Source organism: Leptolyngbya sp. UWPOB_LEPTO1 (assembly GCF_017302695.1).
Taxonomy (GTDB): Bacteria; Cyanobacteriota; Cyanobacteriia; order Leptolyngbyales; family Leptolyngbyaceae; genus Leptolyngbya; species Leptolyngbya boryana.
The window spans coordinates 166,695-188,672 of the sequence record NZ_JAFLCJ010000004.1; the positions used below are offsets into that span (position 1 = coordinate 166,695).

Below are 21,978 nucleotides of genomic sequence, written 5' to 3' on the forward strand. Positions count from 1 at the left end.
ATTATCGCTCACAGATATGAGTCGGATCGTCGGCGCGTTCTGCAAATTCCATCCCTTTTGAGAGTCTCCAGGCAAAGATGGCAGGCAGTCCTTTTTCGACAATTGCAGCACAGGTTTTTTGGTAGTCATATTCAACTTCTCGCAGCGCAATTTGATCAGTACTATCGTCGTAAATCACATACGTTGCATTGGGTCTGCCATGTCGAGGTTCACCGACTGAGCCAGCATTAACAATGCGCTTTAAGGGCGCAGTAAAGCGAATGGATTGATCTTGTTTCGACTGTTGTACTTTGATTTGGAGTTCTCCAGAGTCCAGCGATCGCACATAGGGCACATGCGTATGACCGCAAAATAGAATATCGGCTCCGGTTGATAGCACGCGTTCCATCGCCACAAATGCATCAATCTCAGGCAGCAAGTATTCATGATTACTATGCGGGCTTCCATGGACAAAGCAGAGATTTCCATCCCGTAAAGTATGAGGGAGTTGTGCTAAAAATGCTCTCACTTCTGGATGAATTTCTTGGTTTGTCCATTCATGCGCCTGTCGTCCTCGTTTTTCAGCGAGTAAAGATGGATAGCTACATTCACAAGCGTTCAAGCCTTCAACCACATCTTCATCCCAACAGCCTTGAACGGTCGGAATATCTAGAGAGCGAATCATTTCCACAACTGCATTGGGATACGGACCATATCCAACCAAATCACCGAGACAGAACATTCGATCGACGTTTTGATCATCGATATCTGATAGCACGGCATTCAGCGCCTCAAAGTTTCCATGAATGCAGGATAAAACTGCTGTTCTCATTGTGTTCTCCTCTAAGCAGGGATTTCTAACGACTGCCGAATTTGATGTTGATAATATGCCAATGCATCGTCTGCCAAACAACAGTCCTGAAGCGTTTGCTTAATAGCAGTTTGATCAAAGGCTTCCCCAACGACCTCAATGCCACTAAAGCGATCGGGTCTACCTTTGAACGATCGCGCAACATTCAATTCGGTGTAGTTCGTTTCATGACCCTGAACATAGTTAAAGTGAAAGGCTCTACCATCAACGACTTCAAAGATTCCCTTTGCACGTTGAATGGTTCCGTACGCGCCTTCGATCAGTTCATCCCACAAGGTATCGAGGCTTGCGGGATCAAGAACCTGACCGGACAAGTTCGATCGCCAAATTTGTGAACCCTTTGCAGCTTGAATTCCTACGACAATTCGATCTGCCCATCGATGCCATTCTGTGTCGTTCGTATTGGGAGCCACGATCGCAAGCTTTTGGAAATGCCCTAGCGGAATTGTCAGCGAGTCTAAATCTAACTGAGCGCTAACTTCCAGATAGACTGGAACCCTCAAAGATAGGAGTTCCGTCAGATCAGAGAACACATTAATGCTGCTCATTTCAGTCGTCAGATACGTTGCATCGATCGCAATGCCATCGCTACCAAGCGAACAATACGCGATCGATGAATTCAAACCTTGCTGCTGAATCCAGGTTGTCTTACCTGTTCCAGACGCACCAGCCACGAGAATTACCGGGAAGTCCATAATTAGAATGAGAATCATTCTCGTAAATTATACAGGCTTCTAGCGATTTTGTTCACTCAATCTAAAAAGCTTAAGAATTGTTTTGACAAAGCCAGCAGATTCCAAACAGTTCTAGCGTGTGATAGTACAGTTGGAAGGTTTGAGACTGTCGCCACTGTTGTTCTAATGTTTCAAAGGGGCAAGTTTCTAATGGGGTTGAAGTGCCACAGCGTAGACAAGTCATAAAGTGCCGATGATCGTCAGCTACAACCGTATAAAGGGCTTCGCCTTGCGGAGTCACTCGACTCTGGACTAACCCCTCACGCTTGAGCGCTTCTAATGCTCGATAAATGGTTGCTAATCCTAAGGGTTGATCTCGCTGTCTCAGTTCTGCGAAGAGCGTTTGAGCAGAAATCGGTTGCTGACTCTGTCTCAATACTTCCAAGACTTTGACCTGTCCGCGTGTTTGTCGTGTTTGGGTTGCCATTGCTTTAGAGCGCATTGCTTGATAACCATTATCATTTTAGTTGATCAATCAAGCGATTTTTCGACCGAGTGCGGTTCTCGGTTTGATCAAAGTTGGAACCATCCGATCGCTGGCTAACATTGCCCCAGAAATATTTCGGGCTGTTGGTCCGACTTGCAGTGCTGCTAATCCGCCCATCACATAGAGTTCAGAACTTGCCCATCGCAAGCATGGATCTAACACAGGTAGTCCGTTCACAATTTGAATTGGATAAGCTTCTAGCATCTCTGCCAACAACGGATCTTGAGTCACATCGAATCGGGTTCCTGTAGCCAACCAGATACGATCGTATTCCTGCACTATGCCATCCTCACAGACGACCTTCCAGTGCTGACCGTTCCAACTTGCTTGAGCGATTTGACAGTTAGGATAAAACGTGAGTTTTCCACCATGACGGGCACGACGCAGTTGAGTCATCATTGCCGGGGTCATTGATCCGCCATTGCGAGCTTGTTGGATCATCTGCCAGCGAACGAACCAATCAGGTTCCCGATAAAAGCCTTTTAAGTGCTTCGGTCTTGTCCAGCCTGGATCAGCGTCAAATAGCTTTTCGTAGAGCGATCGACGTGACATTAAACTTACTTGTGCGCCTCGATTCATTGCTCCGATCGCTAAGTGTCCGCTCGTTAATCCACCTCCTACAATCAAAATGCGATCTCCAGTTAATTTCAGTAGGCGTAAATCGATTGCCGTTGCATGGACTAAGCGATCGTCTGGATAAACTGTTGAAATCTGGTTCACCCAACTTGGAACTTGCGTCACAGCACTTCCGGTTGCCATAATGACTCTTCGTGCTAGAACTGTTCGCCCATCTCGAAGCCATAATCGAAACCGTTGCGCTAAAGGCTCAATTCGCACGATCGAAGCTGAAATTACACACTCTTGTAGCTGCCAACGTCGAATCACATCCTGGCAAAACGATTCATACAAAGCAGTTCCCGGCAAATCATAGGGCGGAAATAGTTGATTCGGTCGGGACTCTGCAAATCGTCGCAGTGCAAACGAATCGGGGTCAGGATGATGAGCAGCGGGCGATCGCAAATGCGGAATCTCATACGCTGCAAATTGATGATTCCACTGCTGTATCCAGTTGCCGCTTGGATCAAACACCCTAAACCGATTTCGCATCTTTTCGCGCTTCTGAAGCAGATGAGCAACGAGCGTAAGAGCTTGCATTCCAGCACCAACGATCGCGATATCAATTTCCTGGGGCATGAGAAATACGACAATTTAGAGAATGATTATCATTGTTTCACAAAATATCTCATAATGATAATCGTTGTCGTTCTTTAGAATGTTATGACTGCTGAATCGAGTCTACATTTGACCAATCGCCCGCGTCGTCTGCGTTGTACATCTACCTTACGCAGTATGGTGCAAGAAACTCAGCTTCGAGTCGCAGATTTGATCTATCCTCTGTTTGTGATGGAAGGCGAAGGACAAAAGGTTGAAGTCGAGTCGATGCCTGGATGCTACCGATACTCGCTAGATTTTCTGCTGAAAGAAGTGGCGGAGGGGTTTGAGCTAGGAATTGGTGCGATCGCTCTATTTCCTCTAATTCCCGATGCTCAGAAAGATAATGCTGGCACCGAAAGCTACAATCCAGACGGTTTGATTCCTCGCACTGTTCGAGCGATTAAACAGCAGACTCCTGAGATTGTGGTGATTACTGATGTCGCGCTTGATCCTTATAGCAATCAAGGACACGATGGCATCGTCGAAAATGGCAAGATTTTGAATGATCAGACGGTTGCAGTGTTGGTAAAGCAAGCGATCGCACATGCTGAAGCAGGGGCAGATATGGTCGCTCCATCTGACATGATGGATGGACGAGTTGGAGCCATTCGCAAAGCTCTAGATCAGCGTGGATTCATTGATGTGAGCATTCTGGCTTATTCTGCGAAGTATGCGTCTGCTTACTATGGTCCGTTTCGGGATGCGCTCGATTCGGCTCCCAAGTTCGGCGATAAAAAGACTTATCAAATGGATGCCGCCAATGCTCAAGAAGCCTTAAAAGAGGTGGCACTGGATATTGCAGAAGGTGCAGATATTGTCATGGTCAAACCTGCACTGGCGTATCTGGATATCATTCACCGCGTTCGAAAACATACACATCTTCCAGTTGCAGCGTACAACGTGAGCGGCGAATATGCGATGATCAAAGCGGCTGGACAACAGGGCTGGATTGATGAGAAAAAGGTAATTCTAGAGACATTGCTGAGCATCAAACGGGCAGGAGCAGATTTAATTTTGACTTACTTTGCGAAAGAAGTTGCATTAATGTTGCGATAGCGTATGGCAGATTCGGAACTGATGACGCGATTATTAAAAGCAATTGATGTTCTCGAACACTTAGAGAACGCGATGGAAATTGCGCCGACTCAAGAGATTGAGCAGATTCTACAAGAGGCTTGGCTGAAAGTGAGTCATACTTTTCCTGAAGATTTCAAAGATGCAACTCATTTAGATGCTAGTTCTGAAGGATTGCGGCGTTATCTGAAAGTACAAGCTTTTTTTCTTGATCCGACTCGGCAGACGATCAGCCCAGAAGAACTAGAACTTTACTATCAAAATCAATCTCTTCCAGCTGAGGACGCAACAGACTTTTTCTTTCCTGATGAATCGTGAGCAAGCAAAGTATTTGGTGCGATCTCAAACCGTGTGTCGTATGTTTACAGAATAACCCCCCCCCGCCGTGTGAAGACAGAAGCATTGAGCGCAGAGTTTCGATCGTGCTTTGTTGAAATTCAATAAGCCTGCTTGCCTACTCGAACGATCTCTTTAATAATAAGCTTGATAACGATTATCATTATAAAGGTTGCGATGGTTACTGAACTAGAAACGGCCGTACCTGTCACCGTCTTGACGGGCTACTTAGGAGCAGGAAAAACAACTTTGTTAAACCGCATTCTCACCCACGAACACGGCAAGAAAGTTGCGGTGATTGTGAATGAGTTTGGCGAAGTCGGAATCGATAATCAGCTTGTGATCGATACCGATGAAGAAATTTTTGAGATGAATAATGGCTGTATCTGCTGTACAGTGCGGGGTGATCTAATCCGGATGATTGGCAATCTGATGAAACGGCGTGATCGCTTTGATCACATTGTCATCGAAACAACTGGTTTAGCTGATCCGGCTCCAGTCATTCAAACCTTTTTCATGGATGAAGATGTGCAATCTTTAACCAGTTTAGATGCAGTTGTAACGGTTGTAGATGCAAAGCATATTGCACATCATTGGGAAGCAGATGAGGCACAAGAACAAATTGCATTTGCGGATGTGATTTTGCTGAATAAGATCGATTTAATTTCAGTAGCAGAACTCGATGAGCTTGAAAAGAAGATTCGATCGATGAATGTAATGGCAAAAATTTATCGAACTAGAGATGCTCAAATCGAGATGGATGCGTTGCTAGGTGTGAAAGCATTTGATCTCGATCGCGCTTTGGAAATCGATCCGAATTTCCTCGGTGAAGATGCTCACGAACATGATGAAACAGTAACTTCAGTCGCGATCGTTGAATCTGGTGCACTGGATGGAGAAAAGCTAAATGCCTGGTTGGGTAGATTGTTGCGCTATCAAGGACAAGATATCTTTCGGATGAAAGGAATTCTAAACATTGCAAGCGAAGACAATCGTTTTGTATTTCAAGGGGTGCATATGTTGTTTGATGGTAAGCCCGATCGACCTTGGAAACCGAATGAGACGCGCAAAAATGAATTAGTCTTTATTGGTCGCAACTTAGATGAAACAGCATTGAAAGAGGATTTTCGAGCATGTTTAGTGTAAGTGCAAAACAGCGATCGCTCTTTGAGTTACGTCATCAGAGTGCGCTATCTGACTATGTGACTGGAATTGCCTGGTCGCCCAATGGCGAAGAGTTAGCAGTGTGTTCTGCTGCGGGAGAAATTCTCCTCTATTCGATGAAGACTCTTGAATCAGTTGTTCTGCAAGCTGCAACAGGGTACTCGATCGATGGTTTAGCCTTTTCTCATGATGGGCAATTTCTCGCCGCAGGAGGACAGTCAGGAGAAGTCAATATTTGGCAGTTCAAGCCAAAGCCCGAACTGATTCAGACCTTCAAAAACAAATCAGCTTGGATTGATCAACTTCAATGGAGTCCTACTCAGAATGATCTCGCATTCAGTCTAGGCAAAACAGTACAGATTTGGAATGCTGAATCTAGAGAGCGAGTAACGACACTCTTATTTGGTGATTCTTCAGTCTCTCAAATCGTTTGGCATCCTAGCGGAGAGAGTATCAGTCTCGGTGGTTATCAAGGGATCAAAATTTGGATGACAAGCAACTGGGATGATGATCCCTATCATTTGATGGTTCCTTCTGCGAGTGTTGCAGTAGCTTGGTCGCCAAGTGGTCGATATGTGGCATCGGGAAACCTCGATCGGACAATCACTGTTTTAGAATGGGGAAATCCTGAACCGTGGATGATGAGAGGTTTTCCAGGAAAGATTCGCGACCTGGCTTGGTCAGATCAATTCGCTAGCAATGCGCCCTTACTAGCCTCTGCGAGTGTAGAGGGCATTGTGGTCTGGGAAAAGCATGAAGAGGAAGCGATCGGATGGGAAAGCCGCGTTTTGGGCACTCATGAGGGTGTCGTTCAAGGACTTTGTTTTCAACCGGATACAATGCTATTAGCTTCAGCTTCTGAAGACGGTTCGATCATTTTATGGTGGCAAGCAACTTCAATGGCTCAAGTCTTAGAAGGCGTCTCAGATGGGTTTTCCTGCCTCGCGTGGCATCCTCAAGGGAGCTACCTTGTAGCAGGCGGAGAACAAGGTGAGCTTCTGATTTGGGGGAAATCTTCGCGAGGGCAAGGATTTAAGCGGCGCTAGCGACGATTGAAGCTGAACAGCAGCGTGTTTTCATTCTAACGAAATCGTTGTGATAAAGGATTTTGAGTCCGGGTGAGAATGCCCTGGGTGGGGCTGAATAGTAGCGATAGAATGAATAGGGTCGATGAAACGAGCACGATCGCAGGTCCCGATGGCAGATTGTAATAGTAGCTGAGATAGATTCCTGTGATACTAGAGAAAACTCCGATCACTGAGCCTAATATCATCATATGATGGAGTTCTTTGACTAGTAAGTAAGCACTCAAAGCGGGACCGACTAGCATCGAAATGACTAAAATTACGCCGACCGCCTTCATACTGACAATGATTGTAAGTGTAACGGCTGACATAAATGCAAAGTAAATGAGATTGATTGGGAGTCCAATTGCTTGAGCGCCCGTCTTATCAAACGTATAGAACAGCATTTCCTTATAAGCCAATCGAACGACAAGCAGAATGATCAAAGTAACCATTAAAGTCCGTTGGATATCTGCACCCGTTACACCGAGAATATCACCAAACAAAAAGCTATCTAGATCGAGCTTATTTTTTAGAACTGTAATCAGCGTCACACCAAGCGCGAAGAAAGACGAGAAAGTTAACGCCATGGCTGCATCAGCTTTTACACGACTTTGAGATCGAATCCAAGCAATCAAAGACGCGCCTAAGATTCCAGCACCGAATGCCCCAATCAAAATATCAATCCCCAAAAAGAACGAAATCGATAGTCCTGGTAGCACGCAATGCGCGACCACATCCCCAAACAGTGCCATTCGTTGCACAATGAGGTAGCTTCCGACCACTGGGCAGAGTATACCGACTAAAAGCCCGATTGCTAGAGCATTTCGCATAAACTCAAATCCAAGTGGCTCTGTCAGTATCTGTAGCATCATTTACCTTAGCAAGCGAGTGTAGAATCAAAATCTTGATGGAACGGGTTCTGTAGATATGTTCCATAAGCCTGTTGCAAATTTTCAGCCGTCATCACTTCTTGCGGCGTTCCGGATGCAATGAGCCGCTGATTGAGCAACAGCAGTCGATCGAGTTGCGAGAGCGATTTTCCCCATTCATGAGTACTCAGCAGCAGGATTTTCCCTTGCGATCGCAGTTCATCAAACACATCGAGCATAATTCCCTCTGTCTTCTTGTCTACACCCGTAAATGGCTCATCAAACAAGAAGAGATCTGCTTGTTGGGCTAATGCTCGTGCGAGAAATACCCGTTGTTGTTGTCCACCCGATAGCTCTCCGATTCTACGATGTCTCAAATCGAGCATCTCAACTCGTGCCAAAGCAGACTTGACAAGCTCGTTTGCAGGGCGACCGGGACTGCGAAACCAGCCTAAGTTACGAGTTCGCGCCATGAGCACCACATTCCAAACCGTGATTGGATAGTCCCAATCAATCTGCGATCGCTGGGGAATATAGGCGACTTTTTCCAACTGACGATGCAACGGACAAGTACAATATTCAACTTTTCCATGCTCAATCGGAATCAAGCCCAACATTGCTTTGAGCATCGTACTTTTCCCGGCTCCGTTCGGTCCAACCACCCCAACGAGTTCACCCGCTCGAATTGAGAAGCTCACTGCATCCAGCCCCCTCATTCCTCGATAACTAACTGCTAATTGCTGAACCTTCAACATTCATTTAGATTTGAGTTAAGTGAGAACGATTATCATTGTAGAGTCAAGATGTTCACTTTAAATCTTAAAAAAGTATGGATAAGCCCTTTCGGCTGCGTTGGACTATGGCAACGATCTCAATCGCTCTCAGTGGATTCGCCTGTACGCCTCAGTCACCCTCTACTCATCAAGCCGCCTCAACTCCGCAAGCCTCACCCAGGTTAGAAGGTGTACCCAAAGTTGTTGCAACTAATACAATCCTCTGTGATTTAACCAAGCAAATTGCAGCAGCGACAGTGAATTTAACTTGTTTAGTCAAACCTGGTGCAGATCCGCATATCTATCAAGCGACTCCCGAAGATCGTAAAGCGATCGAGCAAGCCAATTTAGTTCTATATGGAGGTTACAATTTTGAACCGACTCTGATCAAACTGATTCAAGCCTCATCGAATTCGGCTCCAAAAGTTGCAGTCAACGAACTTGCAGTTCCCAAGCCTCAGCAGTTTGAAGAAGATGGACAAACCGAGACTGATCCTCATGTCTGGCACAATGCCCAAAACGGAGTGCGAATTGCAGAAGTTATTCGCGATAACCTTGCAAACATTGCTCCAAACAATGCCACACTCTATGCAGACAATGCTAAAAAAGTAACCGGAGAAATTAGTCAAATTGATAGCTGGATCAAAACCCAGATCAATAGCATTCCTCAAGCTTCTAGAACATTAGTAACAACCCACGATGCACTAGGATACTATTCACAAGCTTATAACATTCCTGTTGCAGCCCTCGAAGGTATCAGTACTGAAGAAAAACCAACGGCTGCGAAGGTAAAAGAGCTAGTCGGGGAAATCCAAGAGAAAAAAGTCCCGACTATCTACGCTGAACTCTCGATCAATCCGCAGGTCATTAAAACAGTTGCGAACGAGGCAAACGTCAAGGTTGCTGAAGAAGAGATCTATGCCGATGGATTGGGTGAAGCAGGGAGTCGTGGAGAAACTTATCAGAAGATGCTAATTGCAAACACAAAAGCGATCGTCGAAGGATTGAGAGGTCAATTTACTCCGTTTCAAGCGAAATAGTTAGCGTGACTCAGAAATCAATGAAAATCAGGCTTCTCAATCAACGATTCAACGAGCGCATTTCAAGCCGTTGCCGATGGGAGTCCGCCACTTAAGATTTCAACCAAGCAGTTGAGAGGAGCAATGCGAGTTTGATCCAATACCGAAACTACTGGGAAGATATCACCGACGATCGTACATCCAGCGTTGAGCGCATTACGAGCGGCAGCGATCGTATCTCGACTCCGACGCACAAACTCGAATCAGGTTTTATCTGCGATCGCTTCTCCCTCGTCAGCAAGCGATAGAATTGCTGCTTTCAAACCTTCCAGGTTCTCTTGCGTAAATCCAGCTGGTGCTAAAAACTTTGATGTGTCATGTCTGAGCTTCTGCACCACGAGATAGCCAGGCATTTTTTATCTGGAAGAATTGCATCTGTGGGAATCTTCACGGTCGTTTTTTGCAAAACCTAATTCTTAATTCCTGTCGTCGCAATGCCCCGAATCAATTGCCGTTGACCCAATGCGAAAATCACCACGATCGGTAAAGTCGCAATCACCACTGCCGCCATCATCAGCGACCAACTATTCGTAAACTGCTCCTGAAAACTCGCCAACGCCAACTGCACCGTTCTTAACTCCGGTCGCGTCGTAAACACCAACGGCTTAAACAAATCATTCCACTCGCCAATAAACGTAAACAGCGATAACGTCACCAACGCCGGACGCGACAACGGCAACATCACCCGCCAAATCACCTGCCACCGATTCGCCCCATCCAACATCGCCGCTTCCTCAAGCTCGATCGGAATCCCCTGAAAAAATTGCCGCATCAGAAAAATCCCGAACCCATTCACCGCAGTTGGAAGAATTAAGGCTCCGTAAGTATTAATCAAATGTCCCGCTTTCAACACGAGAAAAATCGGAATCACCAAAATCTGAAACGGAATCACCAACGTCGCCAGAATGATTAATAAAATCGCCTGTTTTCCTTGAAACTTCAGCCGCGCCAGCGCATACCCCGCCAGCGCCGACGTAAACAGTTGAAACAGCGTTACCGCGATCGCCACAAAAATCGAATTCGCAAATGCCAGCAAAAACTGTCCCTTTTCCCAAGCTGAGCGATAATTTTCCAGTGTCCAACCTGGGGAACCTTCCGCCGACTGCAACGACGTTAGAAAAACGACTCCTAATGGCAACAGCACCACTCCTGCCCCCGCCACCAGCAGTCCCAAACTGAGACGCTTCTGAACTTCCATACCGCTCACAAAACTGAAGAATCGGTTATTTTAGCGCTTCAATGCTCGATCGCCTATAGATTTTATCGATTCTTAGCGTCATCCTCAACCTTAGACGGTAAAGTGAGAGGGGGGAAGAATGAGAAATTCTACTCAGACCACCCCAACCCTAACCCGCAGCACGCGGAAATGTAGTCATGACCAGGAGAAATCTGATCTATGCCGCAACTTGAGGCGACCCCAGAGATTGACTTCCAGAGTGAACTCTATAAAGATGCCTATAGCCGAATTAACGCGATCGTCATCGAAGGCGAACAGGAAGCGAACGACAATTATCAAAAATTGGCAGACCTGCTGCCCAATGATAAAGACCAATTGATCGGACTCGCTCGCATGGAAAACCGCCACAAAAAAGGCTTTGAAGCCTGTGGTCGGAATCTCAGCGTCACCCCAGACATGGACTTCGCACGCGAATTTTTCTCCGAATTGCACAAAAACTTCCAAGTTGCGGCAGCCGAAGGAAAAATCGTCACCTGTCTGTTGATTCAATCGCTGATTATTGAATGCTTTGCGATCTCGGCATACAACATCTACATTCCTGTTGCAGACGACTTTGCTCGCAAAATCACTGAAGGTGTCATCAAAGACGAATACATGCACCTCAACTACGGCGAAGAATGGCTAAAAGCCAACTTTGAAGCCTCGAAAGCCGAATTGGAAGAAGCCAATAAAGCCAATTTGCCTTTAGTCTGGAAAATGCTGAATCAAGTTGCAGACGACGCACAAGTTCTCGGCATGGAACGCGAAGCCCTCGTCGAAGACTTCATGATTCAATACGGCGAAGCCCTCACCAACATTGGATTTACGACCCGTGATGTGATGCGGATGTCCGCGCATGGATTAGCTGCGGCATAAGTCACCGAATTTGAAGTCTGCGGCAGTGAACTCTGGAGTTAGGAGAATCGGGGAATCGGGAAATGAGGGAATCGGGAAATGGCAAAATACAAGGCTTCCCACTACCCCACTCCCCACTCCCCACTCCCTCCTACAAATTCATTGCCAATTTTTTGATATTTTCTCTTAAATTAGAATACGGTTCCGTTCATATCCATCTCGCCGCCTGATACCGGGCTTCTTCATACGATCGATGTTTGGTTTAATTGGTCATCTCACAAGTTTGGAACACGCTCAGTCTGTTGCACGAGAACTAGGGTATCCCGAATACGCGGATCAAGGTTTGGACTTCTGGTGTAGTGCACCGCCGCAGATTGTCGATACGATCCGAGTCAAAAGCGCCACGGGGCAAGAAATTGAAGGACGCTACGTGGAATCTTGCTTTTTGCCAGAAATGTTGGCAACTCGACGGATTAAAGCAGCGACACGCAAAGTGATTAACGCCATGGCACATGCTCAAAAAAATGGCATTAATATTACAGCACTCGGCGGATTCTCTTCGATTATTTTTGAGAATTTCAATCTGGCACAGATTAAACAAGTGCGGAATGTCATGCTGGAGTTTGAACGGTTTACGACCGGAAATACTCACACGGCGTACATTTTGTGTCGCCAGGTCGAACAAGCTTCCAGACAGTTGGGCATCAACTTGTCAGATGCAACGGTGGCGGTTTGTGGTGCAACGGGCGATATTGGCAGTGCCGTCTGTCGCTGGTTGAACACACGCGCTGATGTGGCAGAATTGCTGCTGATTGCTCGTAATCAAGAACGCTTGCAAGCTTTGCAAGATGAACTTGGGCGCGGCAAAATTCAGGGCTTAGAAGAAGCCCTGCCGCAAGCAGACATCATTGTCTGGGTCGCCAGTATGCCGAAAGGTGTGGAGATTGATCCGACTCAGTTAAAACAACCTTGTTTGCTGATTGATGGCGGCTACCCGAAAAACTTGGGAACCAAAATCCAGCATCCGGGCGTGACCGTACTCAACGGTGGCATTGTGGAACATTCATTAGACATTGATTGGAAAATCATGAGCATTGTCAATATGGATGTCCCGGCACGGCAACTGTTTGCTTGTTTTGCAGAATCGATGCTGCTGGAATTCGAGAAACTGCATACGAACTTCTCTTGGGGTCGCAATCGCATCACCGTCGAGAAGATGGAGCAGATTGGAGAAGCATCGGTTCGACATGGATTCCGTCCATTATTGCTACCGAATCCAAACTAGCGATCGCACTAGCTTTCAGTACTGTCTCGGCTGAAAGCCTTGATCCCTTGAGTAAAGTGCTAAGGGATACGATATACTGTCGCTGTGTGAAAGCCCCTAACTCTGAATCAGCCTATGCACGGTACTGAGGGATCTACTATCGGTTTCGATCGCTTGTCTCGCTTAAAACTCTCGGTTGTGATTCCTTGCTATAACGAGCGAGGCACGATCGAGACCGTAATTCAAGCGGTAAAAGCCTCTCCTATTCGCAATCTCGAAATCATTATTGTCGATGATTGCTCTACAGATGGCACAACAGAACTGTTGAAATCGAGAATTGAACCGATCGTTGATCAAGTGCTCTACCACAGTACAAATCGGGGCAAAGGGGCAGCATTACGAACCGGATTCGCAGCGGTGACAGGAGATGTTGCGATCGTTCAAGACGCAGATTTAGAATATGATCCGCAGGAATTTCCGCTATTGTTAAGGCCGATCGCAGAGGGTCGAGCAGACGTTGTATTTGGTTCACGATTTGCGGGAAATCAGCCGCATCGCGTCGTTTACTATTGGCATATGGTCGGCAACAAATTTCTGACCACACTCTCGAATATGCTGACCAATATTAATCTGACCGATATGGAAACCTGCTACAAGGCATTTCGGCGTGAGGTGATTCAATCGATTCGGATTGAAGAAAATCGATTTGGATTTGAACCTGAAGTCACTGCTAAAGTCGCTCGCATGGGATGTCGTATCTACGAAGTTGGCATCTCTTACTATGGGCGAACCTACAAAGAAGGTAAGAAAATCGGCTGGAAAGATGGATTTCGCGCCATCTACTGCATTATGAAATACAACTTATTCGCCTCGAAGCGTGCTTATCCTGTTTCAGACGCTAGCCAAACGCTCAGACAGCAGCCCTCACCTCACCGATAATCTGCTATGTCGATAAAATGGCAGTCTTTACTTGATGCACAGCGCTTTAAGCTCAAGGATTCGTGGCTGATTTTTTTTGCTTGCCTGCTTGTCTACTCATGGAGTGCAAAGGGCATCGTCAATTATCAGGCGCTCGCATCACCGGATAGTATTCCGAATTCCTTACTTGCCTTCAATTGGTTATTCAACGGCAGATTGGATTTTGATAACTTCAGGCAGGGAATTTACTACAACGGCGGTCTGCCTCCTTACTTCTTTTGGGAGTCGAAGAGTGCTCATCTTGTCTCGGTCTATCCGATTGGACCTGCGATCGTCAGCTTTCCGATTTATGTCTGCTTTGCGCTCTTGTTATGGATCAGTCATGGCTTTCAGTCGATCGAGATTACCAGTGCTGCATTTTCTGACACGCGATTACTGTTAGAAAGATTTGCTGCTGCGATCATCGCAAGCTTTGCTGTCGCTTTGTTTTATCAATTAAGTCGCCTGAAGTTTGAGCGATCAGTTGCACTGATTTCTGCTTTTATTTATGCGTTTGCAACGCATCATTGGGTGATTAATTCACAAGCTTTATGGCAGCATGGCTCGACAAATTTGGTCTTGATTGCCGTCATGCTCTGCTTTTTCAAAGCAAATCGTGACCCAACGACAAAATCTCTCTTGCTCTTAAATGCCGGAATTTTGGGCGGATTGATGTTAGGGATTCGCCCGACGAATTTGGTGTTTTTATTATCGATCGTGGTTTATGCGATCGCGCTGTATCGGCGCCAAGCATTTTTTACAGTTCTAGGGTTATCTTCTGCCCTAATTAGTATTGCTTGGAATCTCTATTACTTTAAAAGTTTCACAGGCGGATATGGCACGTTTTCTAATCTTTTTACACTGACATTTGAACAGTTTATTGCAGGATTTACGGGGCTTTTGTTTAGTCCGAGTCGAGGTTTATTTGTTTATAGTCCAATCTTAATTTTGGCAATTCCAGGATTTATACAGATCTTTCGGCGCTGGAAACAAAAAGATGAAAAATTATTGATTCTGCTGTTTTTAAGCTGTATTCCACTCTTGTTGCAATATTGCTTTTTTAGAATGTGGTGGGCAGGTGCGTCTTATGGCTATCGTTTCTTAACGGATCTGCTGCCGATTCTATGCTTTTCGGTGAACTATGCGATCGCAGATGCTCTTTCCCGGCGTAAACTGCTGAATTTGAAAATTTTGATCGTTTCCGGGTTATTGACCTTCTCAGTCTTTGTCCAAGTTGTTGGCGTGTTTGGTGCATGTTTTTGGGATGGAATTCCGACGGTGATCGAATATGACCCGTTCTCATCGAAATTAACTGATGCAGAAGGAAAACTGTGGCAGCATCCAGACAGCCAAATCGAGCGACATGCCCATAGTCTGATGTTTCGGATCACGCACCCCACTCGTCAGCCCAACTATACATCTGGATTAGCTGGTCAAATTCTCCAGCTTCGAGATGCAGAAAAAAATCCTCTACCGGACACGCTCTCGATTCCAGTGGGCGGAAAAATTCGCGTGCGTGCGATCGTACAAAATACAGGCACATCTCGCTGGTTTGGCTATCAAACCGGGGCAAGCCATTTAGGAGAAGCCCGAGTTCGGGTCTTATTTACTGATATTCTCAAGCAGAACGTGCTGGAATATCGCCTATTTATCTCTGGACAGCCCCGACGTGGAAAAACCGCAGAAGCGATCGGAGATATCACGTTCCCGTCCAAACCTGGAACGTACACCCTGAGATTTTCTTTGATTGCTGAAGGAGTCAGCGAGATGCCGACCCATCTGCCACAGTCAACTCAAGCAATTGAAGCAACGGTTACGTCTATTGATCAGCGTTACTAGCAGTTATGACTTTATCAAAAGCTCCCGATCGCAAATTCATGACGAGCCTTTTCTATATCGTCATCAGCTTGATTGGCACCCTGATGATGTATTCACCTACCATCCTCAGTGGCTTCACCAAAATTCAAGCAGAGCGCGGAGATACTCGCATCCTGCACTATTTTTTGGAGCATTCCTTTCAGCTTCTAGTGAATCGTAACTATACAGGAACGCTCTGGTCGCCTTCTTTTTTCTATCCTTTCAAAAATGCTTTAGCATTTTCAGAAAACTTATTTGGTTGTGCGCCGATTTATTGGTTATTTCGATCGGTATTGAATCCAGATCACGCCTTTCAACTCTGGATGATCACCATCATTTGGCTCTGTTTTGCTGCCTTTGTGATTGTCTTGCGCCGCTTGCGGGTCAGTCCTGTTCTCTCTGGATTCGGAGGTTTTTTATTTGCATTTGGACTGCCGAGAGCCGCAAAACTCGGACATCATCAACTCTTTCCTCAGTTTTTTACCCCGATCGCATTTCTCTGTGTTTGGCGATTCATTCAGAAGCCGACCTCCAATCGATTGCGTTGGGCATTGACTTTGATCTATCTGCAACTCTTGGCAGCAGTCTATCTAGGTTGGTTTCTCGTCTTCAGTTTACTTGTGTTCTTGCCTGTAATGTTTTGGCTCGATCGTGACTTTAAGACGCGCATCACGGAATTTCTCAAACGAACCTGGAAAGAAACTGCGATCGCGCTTTTGGTTTGGAGTGGTGCAGTGATAGCACTCTTTCTGCCTTACCTGGAAATTAGTAAGGTCATCGGCAAAAAGCCTTATTCAGAAATTGCATCGATGCTGCCGCGACTGCAATCTTGGCTCTTGCCCGCAGATGGAAGTTTGTGGCGACCGTGGCTGTTTCCACTTTCAGCCCATACGCCGATGGTTCATGAGCATCAGATCTTTCTCGGCTTTGTCATCTTAGGCGTAACCGGATTTGCGCTTTATGTTTTGAAAGCACAGGCTCACGTCCTTGATCCAGAGCGAAAACTACTTGCTCAAGCTTGTCTGCTCACCTTTGGCATCATTTTCCTGCTTTCGCTTTCAGTCTTTGATTACTCTCTATGGAAATTCATTGCCCAACTGATTCCAGGCGCAAACTCCGTTCGAGCCGTATCTCGGATTGCGCTGATGATGTATTTCTATCTACTGCTCGGCGTTCTGCTCTGTGTGGATGCTTATTTAAAACATCGCTTTGCCAATCCAAAGATTAGAACTGCGATCGCCCTAAGCTTGATTCTGCTCACCCTACCTGAACAAATCGTCTGGACTCCGCAAAGCTTCGATCGCATGGCAGTCTTGCAACCTGAAGCAGAACTACAATCTTTAATGCAGAAAGACTGTAGCTTTGCCTATGTTGCTTTAAGCGGCAAAGATGCCTTTTACAATGAGCAAACCCAGGCAATGTGGGCAGGAATGCGAGCCAATGTGCCTGTGATTAATGGTTATAGCGGTGCTGATCCTCCTGGCTTACCAATGCGACAAAATATTCCTCTGTCGGGCTTACTGGAGTGGCTGCATACCGCTTCAGGTGGAAAAGCTAAAGGTCGATTGTGCCTGATTCAGGCGACTACAGGAAACAATCAACCGGGTCGAGATCTGCCTGCTTCGTCGATCGCGGGAATTCAAACCTTTCAATCCGGAGGGTTTACTTCCTTTGTGATTCCAGTACCGCCGAATAGCCCCTTGCCCGATTATGCCCAAGCGATTCGCATCATCACGACTCCGCCGACCCAGATGAGAGTCAAATCTGCGATCACCTTGCCAGTTCTCGTTCGTAACACAGGTGATTTTACCTGGTTCAGAAGTGGCAATACTCCAGTCAATTTCTCTTATCGCTGGATCAATGAAAAGTCTCAGAGTGAGCCGATCGAGTACGATCGCACGCCCCTCCCCTTTGACCTGCCGCCCAATCAAGCGGTAGCATTGAACGCTAAAATTACAGCACCCAATCGCGCAGGTCAGTACACCTTGCGGCTCACAATGGTTCAAGAATCTGTCACTTGGTTCGATGCCAAAACCAAAGCCCTAGACATTCCCGTTCAAGTAGGAGAGTAGAAAGTTGAAAAAGCAGCGTGAGCCTCTTTTAGAACCTTTGTTGCGTTGGTTGCGGCTGCGACGAGTCATCGCAGAAATTCCCGAAAACGCGATCGTCTTAGATGTCGGTTGCGGTCGCAATGCCGCTTTCTTAAGAGCGATCGAGCCGCGAATTCAAAAAGGCTATGGCGTCGATTTCAAAGTCGCAGAATTTCAAACGGATAAGCTCAAAGCCGTGCAAGTCCATCTGGGGGAAGAACTTCCCTTTGCTGATGCGAGTTTTGATACCGTCACCATGCTGGCTGTTTTAGAGCATATCGAGCATGAGCAGGCAATTTTAAAAGAAATTCATCGGGTACTCAAACCGGGTGGGAGACTGGTTTTAACGGTTCCTTCCGTTTGGGCACAACCTGTTTTAGAGTTTCTTTCCTATCGCATCGGAATTATCGATGAAGCCGAAATTCGCGATCATAAACGCTATTACGATCGCCAAAAACTCAAGCAAGTTTTAGTCAATGTTGCAGGATTTGAACGATTTCGACATCAATATTTTCAGATGTGGATGAATAATTTCTGTACAGTAATGAAGGTGTAGCAAATTTGACTGCACAACGCTCTGAGTTGTGAATCTGTCCGAATACCGCTACGCTAGACCAAAGAAAATCCCTCACATCTCCACAGTCTTGGAGTGGTGTAGTTATGCCCAATTCTGCCGATCGTCGTCCAATTTTGCTTGATTTTGAAAAGCCGCTTGCTGAACTCGAAGCCCGAATTACTCAGGTTCGGGAATTGGCAGAAGAAAATGAGGTGGATTTGTCTGATCAAATTGCCTTGTTAGAAGCCCGTGCCGTTGAGCTTCGCAAAGAAATTTTTAGCAGCCTCACGCCTGGGCAGCGCTTGCAAGTCGCCCGTCACCCCCGTCGCCCCAGTACGCTCGATTATATTCAGGCAATTAGTGACGAATGGATGGAGCTACATGGCGATCGCGGTGGGCATGATGATCCTGCCGTCGTCGGAGGAGTTGGTCGGATCAACGGTCGCCCCGTTGTGATGCTCGGTCAACAAAAAGGACGCAACACCAAAGACAACATTCGACGGAATTTTGGTCAGGCTTCGCCCAGTGGCTACCGTAAGGCGATTCGATTAATGGAACACGCCGATCGCTTTGGTATGCCGATTTTGACCTTCATTGATACTCCGGCAGCTTGGGCAGGACTCGAAGCAGAACAATTCGGACAAGGAGAAGCGATCGCGTATAACTTGCGTGAGATGTTTGGATTTGAAGTGCCGATTATTTGTAGTGTAATTGGCGAAGGCGGATCGGGAGGAGCACTCGCGATCGGGGTTGGAGAACGCCTGCTGATGTTTGAACATGCCGTCTATAGTGTGGCTCCACCCGAAACTTGTGCAACGATTCTCTGGCGAGACTCAACAAAATCAGCACAAGCAGCCGAAGCCCTAAAAATCACTGCACCCGACTTGAAAGAACTAGGCATTGCCGACGAGGTGTTACCAGAACCGATCGGGGGCGCGCACAATCATCCTCTAGAAGCTGCCGAAACCCTAAAAACCGCAATTCTGAGAAATTTAGCCGAATTAGATCAACTGACTCCCCAACAACGGCGCGAACTGCGCTATCAAAAATTCCGCAGTATCGGCGTGTTTACAGAAGCGGGGATGCCGACTCACGTTTAGAGTTTTTGAGTGGGGAGTGGCTCTACTCCCCACTCCCTACTCCCCACCCTCATCCACCTAAATCCAATTCCCCCTCACAAACCGCGTCACACCACGATATAATTGAGAACGTAACGATTTGTTAAAAAACTGGCTCATTCTCATTCATTTGCCAACGCCGTTCATTTAAGCTGTTTTTCCATGTTCGCCACAGATTCATTCAAGCTGCGTGCGCGCCTATTTCATCGCAATGACACCGAGATCTAGAACGTTTGCAAATTGAGAAAAGTTTTCCATCTATTGAGGTTTTAACTGGGGATTCATGACTTCCTCCATCAATCGACGTGCCCTGATTACCGGGGCGAGTAGCGGAATCGGTCAGGCAACTGCTCTAGCGTTCGCGCGTAGCGGAATTGATCTGGTCTTGGTCAGCCGCTCTCAATCCAAATTGGATGCAGTGGCACAAGAAGCGCGATCGCTTGGGGTCGATGCCCAAGCCTATGCTATTGATTTAGCTGATGTAACGACTGTGCGATCGCGCTTAGAAGAGTTGATTTCTAAAGCTGGCACGATCGACATTCTGGTCAACAATGCAGGAATGGCATACACCGGAACTTTGGGTGAAATGCCATTATCCGATTGGCAACGGGTGATCGATCTCAATGTCACCAGTGTTTTCCAATGTGTGCAAGCCGTTTTACCCGGTATGCGATCGCGCAAACGCGGCACGATTATCAACGTTGCCTCGATCGCAGCACATCAGACTTTTCCAAACTGGGGCGCGTATTGCGTCAGTAAGTTTGGAGTTTTAGCACTCTCGAAAACCCTTGCTGCCGAGGAACGAGCACATGGGATTCGAGTTGTAACCATTTCGCCTGGATCAGTCAATACTGCCATCTGGGATACCGAGACGGTTCATGCCGACTTCGATCGTGCTGCAATGTTAACGCCTGACATTGTAGCGGATGCGATTTTGCAGGCGGCAACAATGAACGATCGGGCTGTGGTAGAAGAGATGATTCTCATGCCCAATGCCGGGACGTTTTAGCTGGTTCTCTTTTTGCACACTTACTTTTTGCAACATTCATTATGACTCTTGCCACACCGAACGGATTTAGCTCCAAGAATTTAGAATCCAGACCCGATCGCAATACACAGAACGGTCAGGAAGCTAAAATTACGCCTCCTAGTGATGAAACCCGCGAACAGATGATGGATGCGGTACGCACAATGTTAGTCGGGGTGGGGGAAGATCCCGAGCGCGAAGGTTTACTGAAAACACCCAAACGGGTTGCGGATGCGATGCGCTTTTTGACGAGCGGTTATAACCAATCGCTTGAAGAGTTAGTCAATGGTGCAATCTTTGATGAAGGTCACAATGAAATGGTGTTGGTGCGCGACATCAATTTCTTTAGCTTGTGCGAACATCACATGCTGCCGTTTATGGGTCGGGCACATGTTGCTTACATTCCCAATGAGAAGGTTGTGGGATTGAGTAAGCTAGCGCGGATTGTAGAGATGTATTCTCGCCGCCTGCAAGTTCAAGAGCGTTTGACGCGGCAAGTTGCTGAGGCTCTGCAAGAAGTGCTACAACCGCGAGGTGTTGCAGTGGTGATGGAAGCATCGCACATGTGCATGGTCATGCGTGGGGTGCAAAAGCCTGGTTCTTGGACAGTGACGAGTGCAATGGTCGGTGTGTTTCAAGATGATCAGAAGACTCGCGAGGAGTATCTGAACTTGATTCGTCACCAGCCTTCATTCTGGTAACTCTTCAAGCAAGTGAATAGTTGATGGACACGCTCTAGGTTTTTATCACCTGGGGCGTTTTCTAATCCGCTGGAAAGATCAATGCCATGCGGGGTAACTAAGGCAAGGGCTTCTAAAATATTTTCTGGGTTCAATCCGCCTGCTAACCACCATTCACAAGTGGGATTGAATTCTTTGAGCATTGTCCAGTCGATCGTTAATCCAGTGCCGCCTGCTTGCTGTGGATGGTAAGCATCAAGGAGTAGCACATCCACATGAGCATGATAGTTCTGAGCTTGTGCGAGATCTTGTTGCGATCGTATCCGCAATGCCTTGATTAATTTAACGTTGAGCGATCGCAGGGCTTGACAAAACTCTGGGGATTCTTTGCCATGCAGTTGAACGACGTTGAGATTTGAAATCTCAACGGTTTCGCGAATGGTATCGATATCCGCATTGAGAAACACACCCACTCGTTCGACATTTAACTGCTGAGTAATCAATCGAATTTGTTCCGGAGCGATGTAGCGAGGTGTGCCCGGAACACAGATAAACCCGATCGCAGTTGCACCTGCGTTTTCAATAGCGATCGCTTGATCGGTTTGGGTAATTCCACAAATTTTGACTTGTAATTTCATGGTTGGACAGGTTGCTCTTTCTTGAATTCATAGCTTATCAAGAAGTCGCAGTTGTTAAAGCAGAAACATCTG

At 46.6% G+C, this 21,978-nt stretch carries 24 protein-coding genes; 14 read left to right on the forward strand and 10 right to left on the reverse strand.

The genetic code is table 11. From position 1 onward, the window contains the following. Position 1 precedes the first annotated feature (1 nt). From J0L70_RS08285 to J0L70_RS08300, 4 genes are read right to left on the reverse strand one after another with little or no spacing between them, the layout of a single operon-like run. On the reverse strand, positions 2 to 811 hold the full coding sequence (locus tag J0L70_RS08285) for a metallophosphoesterase family protein (RefSeq protein ID WP_017289917.1): 810 nt from the start codon (positions 809 to 811) through the stop codon (positions 2 to 4). Between the two features lie 11 nt (positions 812 to 822). After that, complete coding sequence (locus J0L70_RS08290; protein WP_287454024.1) at positions 823 to 1,563, reverse strand: GTP-binding protein; 741 nt, start codon at positions 1,561 to 1,563, stop codon at positions 823 to 825. A gap of 52 nt (positions 1,564 to 1,615) precedes the next feature. After that, positions 1,616 to 2,011: a Fur family transcriptional regulator gene (locus J0L70_RS08295; protein WP_036046442.1), complete on the reverse strand. Its 396-nt coding sequence runs from the start codon at positions 2,009 to 2,011 to the stop codon at positions 1,616 to 1,618. 48 nt (positions 2,012 to 2,059) lie between these two features. Next, a complete protein-coding gene (locus J0L70_RS08300; RefSeq protein WP_287454027.1) occupies positions 2,060 to 3,265 on the reverse strand; it encodes an FAD/NAD(P)-binding protein in 1,206 nt (401 codons plus the stop codon). A gap of 84 nt (positions 3,266 to 3,349) precedes the next feature. Here J0L70_RS08300 and hemB point away from each other — a divergent pair, with 84 nt between their 5' ends. The 4 genes from hemB to J0L70_RS08320 all read left to right on the forward strand — a co-directional run bounded on the left by hemB (position 3,350) and on the right by J0L70_RS08320 (position 6,906). Then, positions 3,350 to 4,342: a porphobilinogen synthase gene (hemB, locus tag J0L70_RS08305; RefSeq protein ID WP_017289921.1), complete on the forward strand. Its 993-nt coding sequence runs from the start codon at positions 3,350 to 3,352 to the stop codon at positions 4,340 to 4,342. 3 nt (positions 4,343 to 4,345) lie between these two features. Next, positions 4,346 to 4,678, forward strand: coding sequence for a hypothetical protein (locus J0L70_RS08310; protein ID WP_268181247.1), 333 nt, complete (start codon positions 4,346 to 4,348; stop codon positions 4,676 to 4,678). Between the two features lie 195 nt (positions 4,679 to 4,873). Next, entirely contained in the window at positions 4,874 to 5,842 is a 969-nt protein-coding gene (locus J0L70_RS08315) for a CobW family GTP-binding protein (protein ID WP_287454029.1), read from the forward strand. After that, on the forward strand, positions 5,830 to 6,906 hold the full coding sequence (locus J0L70_RS08320; RefSeq protein WP_287454031.1) for a WD40 repeat domain-containing protein: 1,077 nt from the start codon (positions 5,830 to 5,832) through the stop codon (positions 6,904 to 6,906). The genes J0L70_RS08315 and J0L70_RS08320 overlap by 13 nt, the downstream gene beginning before the upstream one ends. A 35-nt stretch (positions 6,907 to 6,941) precedes the next feature. Here the strand turns inward: J0L70_RS08320 and J0L70_RS08325 are convergent, their stop codons facing one another. Next, positions 6,942 to 7,757 carry a metal ABC transporter permease gene (locus J0L70_RS08325; protein WP_242044557.1) on the reverse strand — a complete coding sequence of 272 codons (816 nt, stop codon included), beginning with the start codon at positions 7,755 to 7,757 and terminating at the stop codon, positions 6,942 to 6,944. Between the two features lie 47 nt (positions 7,758 to 7,804). Further along, positions 7,805 to 8,551: a metal ABC transporter ATP-binding protein gene (locus tag J0L70_RS08330; protein WP_190652114.1), complete on the reverse strand. Its 747-nt coding sequence runs from the start codon at positions 8,549 to 8,551 to the stop codon at positions 7,805 to 7,807. Between the two features lie 104 nt (positions 8,552 to 8,655). Here J0L70_RS08330 and J0L70_RS08335 point away from each other — a divergent pair, with 104 nt between their 5' ends. Further along, positions 8,656 to 9,609: a metal ABC transporter solute-binding protein, Zn/Mn family gene (locus J0L70_RS08335; protein ID WP_287454036.1), complete on the forward strand. Its 954-nt coding sequence runs from the start codon at positions 8,656 to 8,658 to the stop codon at positions 9,607 to 9,609. 62 nt (positions 9,610 to 9,671) lie between these two features. Here J0L70_RS08335 and J0L70_RS08340 read toward each other — a convergent pair whose 3' ends face one another. The 3 genes from J0L70_RS08340 to J0L70_RS08350 are packed head-to-tail and all read right to left on the reverse strand — an operon-like array spanning position 9,672 to position 10,846. Then, positions 9,672 to 9,842, reverse strand: coding sequence for a hypothetical protein (locus J0L70_RS08340; protein ID WP_017289928.1), 171 nt, complete (start codon positions 9,840 to 9,842; stop codon positions 9,672 to 9,674). A 9-nt stretch (positions 9,843 to 9,851) separates the two neighbouring features. After that, a complete protein-coding gene (locus J0L70_RS08345; RefSeq protein WP_287454037.1) occupies positions 9,852 to 10,001 on the reverse strand; it encodes a hypothetical protein in 150 nt (49 codons plus the stop codon). Between the two features lie 56 nt (positions 10,002 to 10,057). Continuing rightward, the gene (locus J0L70_RS08350; protein WP_017289930.1) at positions 10,058 to 10,846 is read right to left on the reverse strand and encodes a carbohydrate ABC transporter permease; all 789 of its coding nucleotides are present in this window, start codon (positions 10,844 to 10,846) and stop codon (positions 10,058 to 10,060) included. A gap of 198 nt (positions 10,847 to 11,044) precedes the next feature. Here J0L70_RS08350 and J0L70_RS08355 point away from each other — a divergent pair, with 198 nt between their 5' ends. From J0L70_RS08355 to folE, 9 genes are all read left to right on the forward strand, one after another. Next, the gene (locus J0L70_RS08355; protein ID WP_017289931.1) at positions 11,045 to 11,740 is read left to right on the forward strand and encodes an aldehyde oxygenase (deformylating); all 696 of its coding nucleotides are present in this window, start codon (positions 11,045 to 11,047) and stop codon (positions 11,738 to 11,740) included. A 232-nt stretch (positions 11,741 to 11,972) separates the two neighbouring features. After that, a complete protein-coding gene (locus J0L70_RS08360) occupies positions 11,973 to 13,004 on the forward strand; it encodes a long-chain acyl-[acyl-carrier-protein] reductase (protein ID WP_017289932.1) in 1,032 nt (343 codons plus the stop codon). A gap of 114 nt (positions 13,005 to 13,118) precedes the next feature. Further along, entirely contained in the window at positions 13,119 to 13,922 is an 804-nt protein-coding gene (locus J0L70_RS08365; protein ID WP_190652118.1) for a glycosyltransferase family 2 protein, read from the forward strand. 6 nt (positions 13,923 to 13,928) lie between these two features. Then, the gene (locus tag J0L70_RS08370; protein WP_287454039.1) at positions 13,929 to 15,779 is read left to right on the forward strand and encodes a glycosyltransferase family 39 protein; all 1,851 of its coding nucleotides are present in this window, start codon (positions 13,929 to 13,931) and stop codon (positions 15,777 to 15,779) included. A gap of 5 nt (positions 15,780 to 15,784) precedes the next feature. Continuing rightward, the gene (locus tag J0L70_RS08375; protein ID WP_287454040.1) at positions 15,785 to 17,869 is read left to right on the forward strand and encodes a hypothetical protein; all 2,085 of its coding nucleotides are present in this window, start codon (positions 15,785 to 15,787) and stop codon (positions 17,867 to 17,869) included. A gap of 4 nt (positions 17,870 to 17,873) precedes the next feature. After that, positions 17,874 to 18,443, forward strand: a complete 570-nt coding sequence (locus J0L70_RS08380; protein ID WP_017289936.1) for a class I SAM-dependent methyltransferase — start codon at positions 17,874 to 17,876, stop codon at positions 18,441 to 18,443. 104 nt (positions 18,444 to 18,547) lie between these two features. After that, positions 18,548 to 19,543, forward strand: coding sequence for an acetyl-CoA carboxylase carboxyltransferase subunit alpha (locus J0L70_RS08385; RefSeq protein ID WP_190652121.1), 996 nt, complete (start codon positions 18,548 to 18,550; stop codon positions 19,541 to 19,543). Between the two features lie 301 nt (positions 19,544 to 19,844). Further along, a complete protein-coding gene (locus J0L70_RS08390; RefSeq protein ID WP_017289938.1) occupies positions 19,845 to 20,570 on the forward strand; it encodes an SDR family oxidoreductase in 726 nt (241 codons plus the stop codon). A gap of 41 nt (positions 20,571 to 20,611) precedes the next feature. Then, complete coding sequence (gene folE, locus J0L70_RS08395) at positions 20,612 to 21,289, forward strand: GTP cyclohydrolase I FolE (protein ID WP_017289939.1); 678 nt, start codon at positions 20,612 to 20,614, stop codon at positions 21,287 to 21,289. On the opposite strand, the gene J0L70_RS08400 is transcribed toward folE, so the two are convergent. Next, positions 21,268 to 21,906 (reverse strand): phosphoribosylanthranilate isomerase, encoded by a 639-nt coding sequence (locus J0L70_RS08400; protein ID WP_287454041.1) that lies wholly within the window; start codon positions 21,904 to 21,906, stop codon positions 21,268 to 21,270. The two genes, folE and J0L70_RS08400, sit on opposite strands and share 22 nt — an antisense overlap. Positions 21,907 to 21,978 lie beyond the last annotated feature (72 nt).

Coding starts and splice junctions, on each gene's coding strand:
- J0L70_RS08285 (WP_017289917.1), bottom strand. CDS start 811: ATGAGAACAGCAGTTTTATCCTGCATTCATGGAAACTTTGAGGCGCTG.
- J0L70_RS08290 (WP_287454024.1), bottom strand. CDS start 1,563: ATGATTCTCATTCTAATTATGGACTTCCCGGTAATTCTCGTGGCTGGT.
- J0L70_RS08295 (WP_036046442.1), bottom strand. CDS start 2,011: ATGGCAACCCAAACACGACAAACACGCGGACAGGTCAAAGTCTTGGAA.
- J0L70_RS08300 (WP_287454027.1), bottom strand. CDS start 3,265: ATGCCCCAGGAAATTGATATCGCGATCGTTGGTGCTGGAATGCAAGCT.
- hemB (WP_017289921.1), top strand. CDS start 3,350: ATGACTGCTGAATCGAGTCTACATTTGACCAATCGCCCGCGTCGTCTG.
- J0L70_RS08310 (WP_268181247.1), top strand. CDS start 4,346: ATGGCAGATTCGGAACTGATGACGCGATTATTAAAAGCAATTGATGTT.
- J0L70_RS08315 (WP_287454029.1), top strand. CDS start 4,874: ATGGTTACTGAACTAGAAACGGCCGTACCTGTCACCGTCTTGACGGGC.
- J0L70_RS08320 (WP_287454031.1), top strand. CDS start 5,830: ATGTTTAGTGTAAGTGCAAAACAGCGATCGCTCTTTGAGTTACGTCAT.
- J0L70_RS08325 (WP_242044557.1), bottom strand. CDS start 7,757: ATGCGAAATGCTCTAGCAATCGGGCTTTTAGTCGGTATACTCTGCCCA.
- J0L70_RS08330 (WP_190652114.1), bottom strand. CDS start 8,551: ATGTTGAAGGTTCAGCAATTAGCAGTTAGTTATCGAGGAATGAGGGGG.
- J0L70_RS08335 (WP_287454036.1), top strand. CDS start 8,656: ATGGCAACGATCTCAATCGCTCTCAGTGGATTCGCCTGTACGCCTCAG.
- J0L70_RS08345 (WP_287454037.1), bottom strand. CDS start 10,001: ATGCCTGGCTATCTCGTGGTGCAGAAGCTCAGACATGACACATCAAAG.
- J0L70_RS08350 (WP_017289930.1), bottom strand. CDS start 10,846: ATGGAAGTTCAGAAGCGTCTCAGTTTGGGACTGCTGGTGGCGGGGGCA.
- J0L70_RS08355 (WP_017289931.1), top strand. CDS start 11,045: ATGCCGCAACTTGAGGCGACCCCAGAGATTGACTTCCAGAGTGAACTC.
- J0L70_RS08360 (WP_017289932.1), top strand. CDS start 11,973: ATGTTTGGTTTAATTGGTCATCTCACAAGTTTGGAACACGCTCAGTCT.
- J0L70_RS08365 (WP_190652118.1), top strand. CDS start 13,119: ATGCACGGTACTGAGGGATCTACTATCGGTTTCGATCGCTTGTCTCGC.
- J0L70_RS08370 (WP_287454039.1), top strand. CDS start 13,929: ATGTCGATAAAATGGCAGTCTTTACTTGATGCACAGCGCTTTAAGCTC.
- J0L70_RS08375 (WP_287454040.1), top strand. CDS start 15,785: ATGACTTTATCAAAAGCTCCCGATCGCAAATTCATGACGAGCCTTTTC.
- J0L70_RS08385 (WP_190652121.1), top strand. CDS start 18,548: ATGCCCAATTCTGCCGATCGTCGTCCAATTTTGCTTGATTTTGAAAAG.
- J0L70_RS08390 (WP_017289938.1), top strand. CDS start 19,845: ATGACTTCCTCCATCAATCGACGTGCCCTGATTACCGGGGCGAGTAGC.
- folE (WP_017289939.1), top strand. CDS start 20,612: ATGACTCTTGCCACACCGAACGGATTTAGCTCCAAGAATTTAGAATCC.
- J0L70_RS08400 (WP_287454041.1), bottom strand. CDS start 21,906: ATGAAATTACAAGTCAAAATTTGTGGAATTACCCAAACCGATCAAGCG.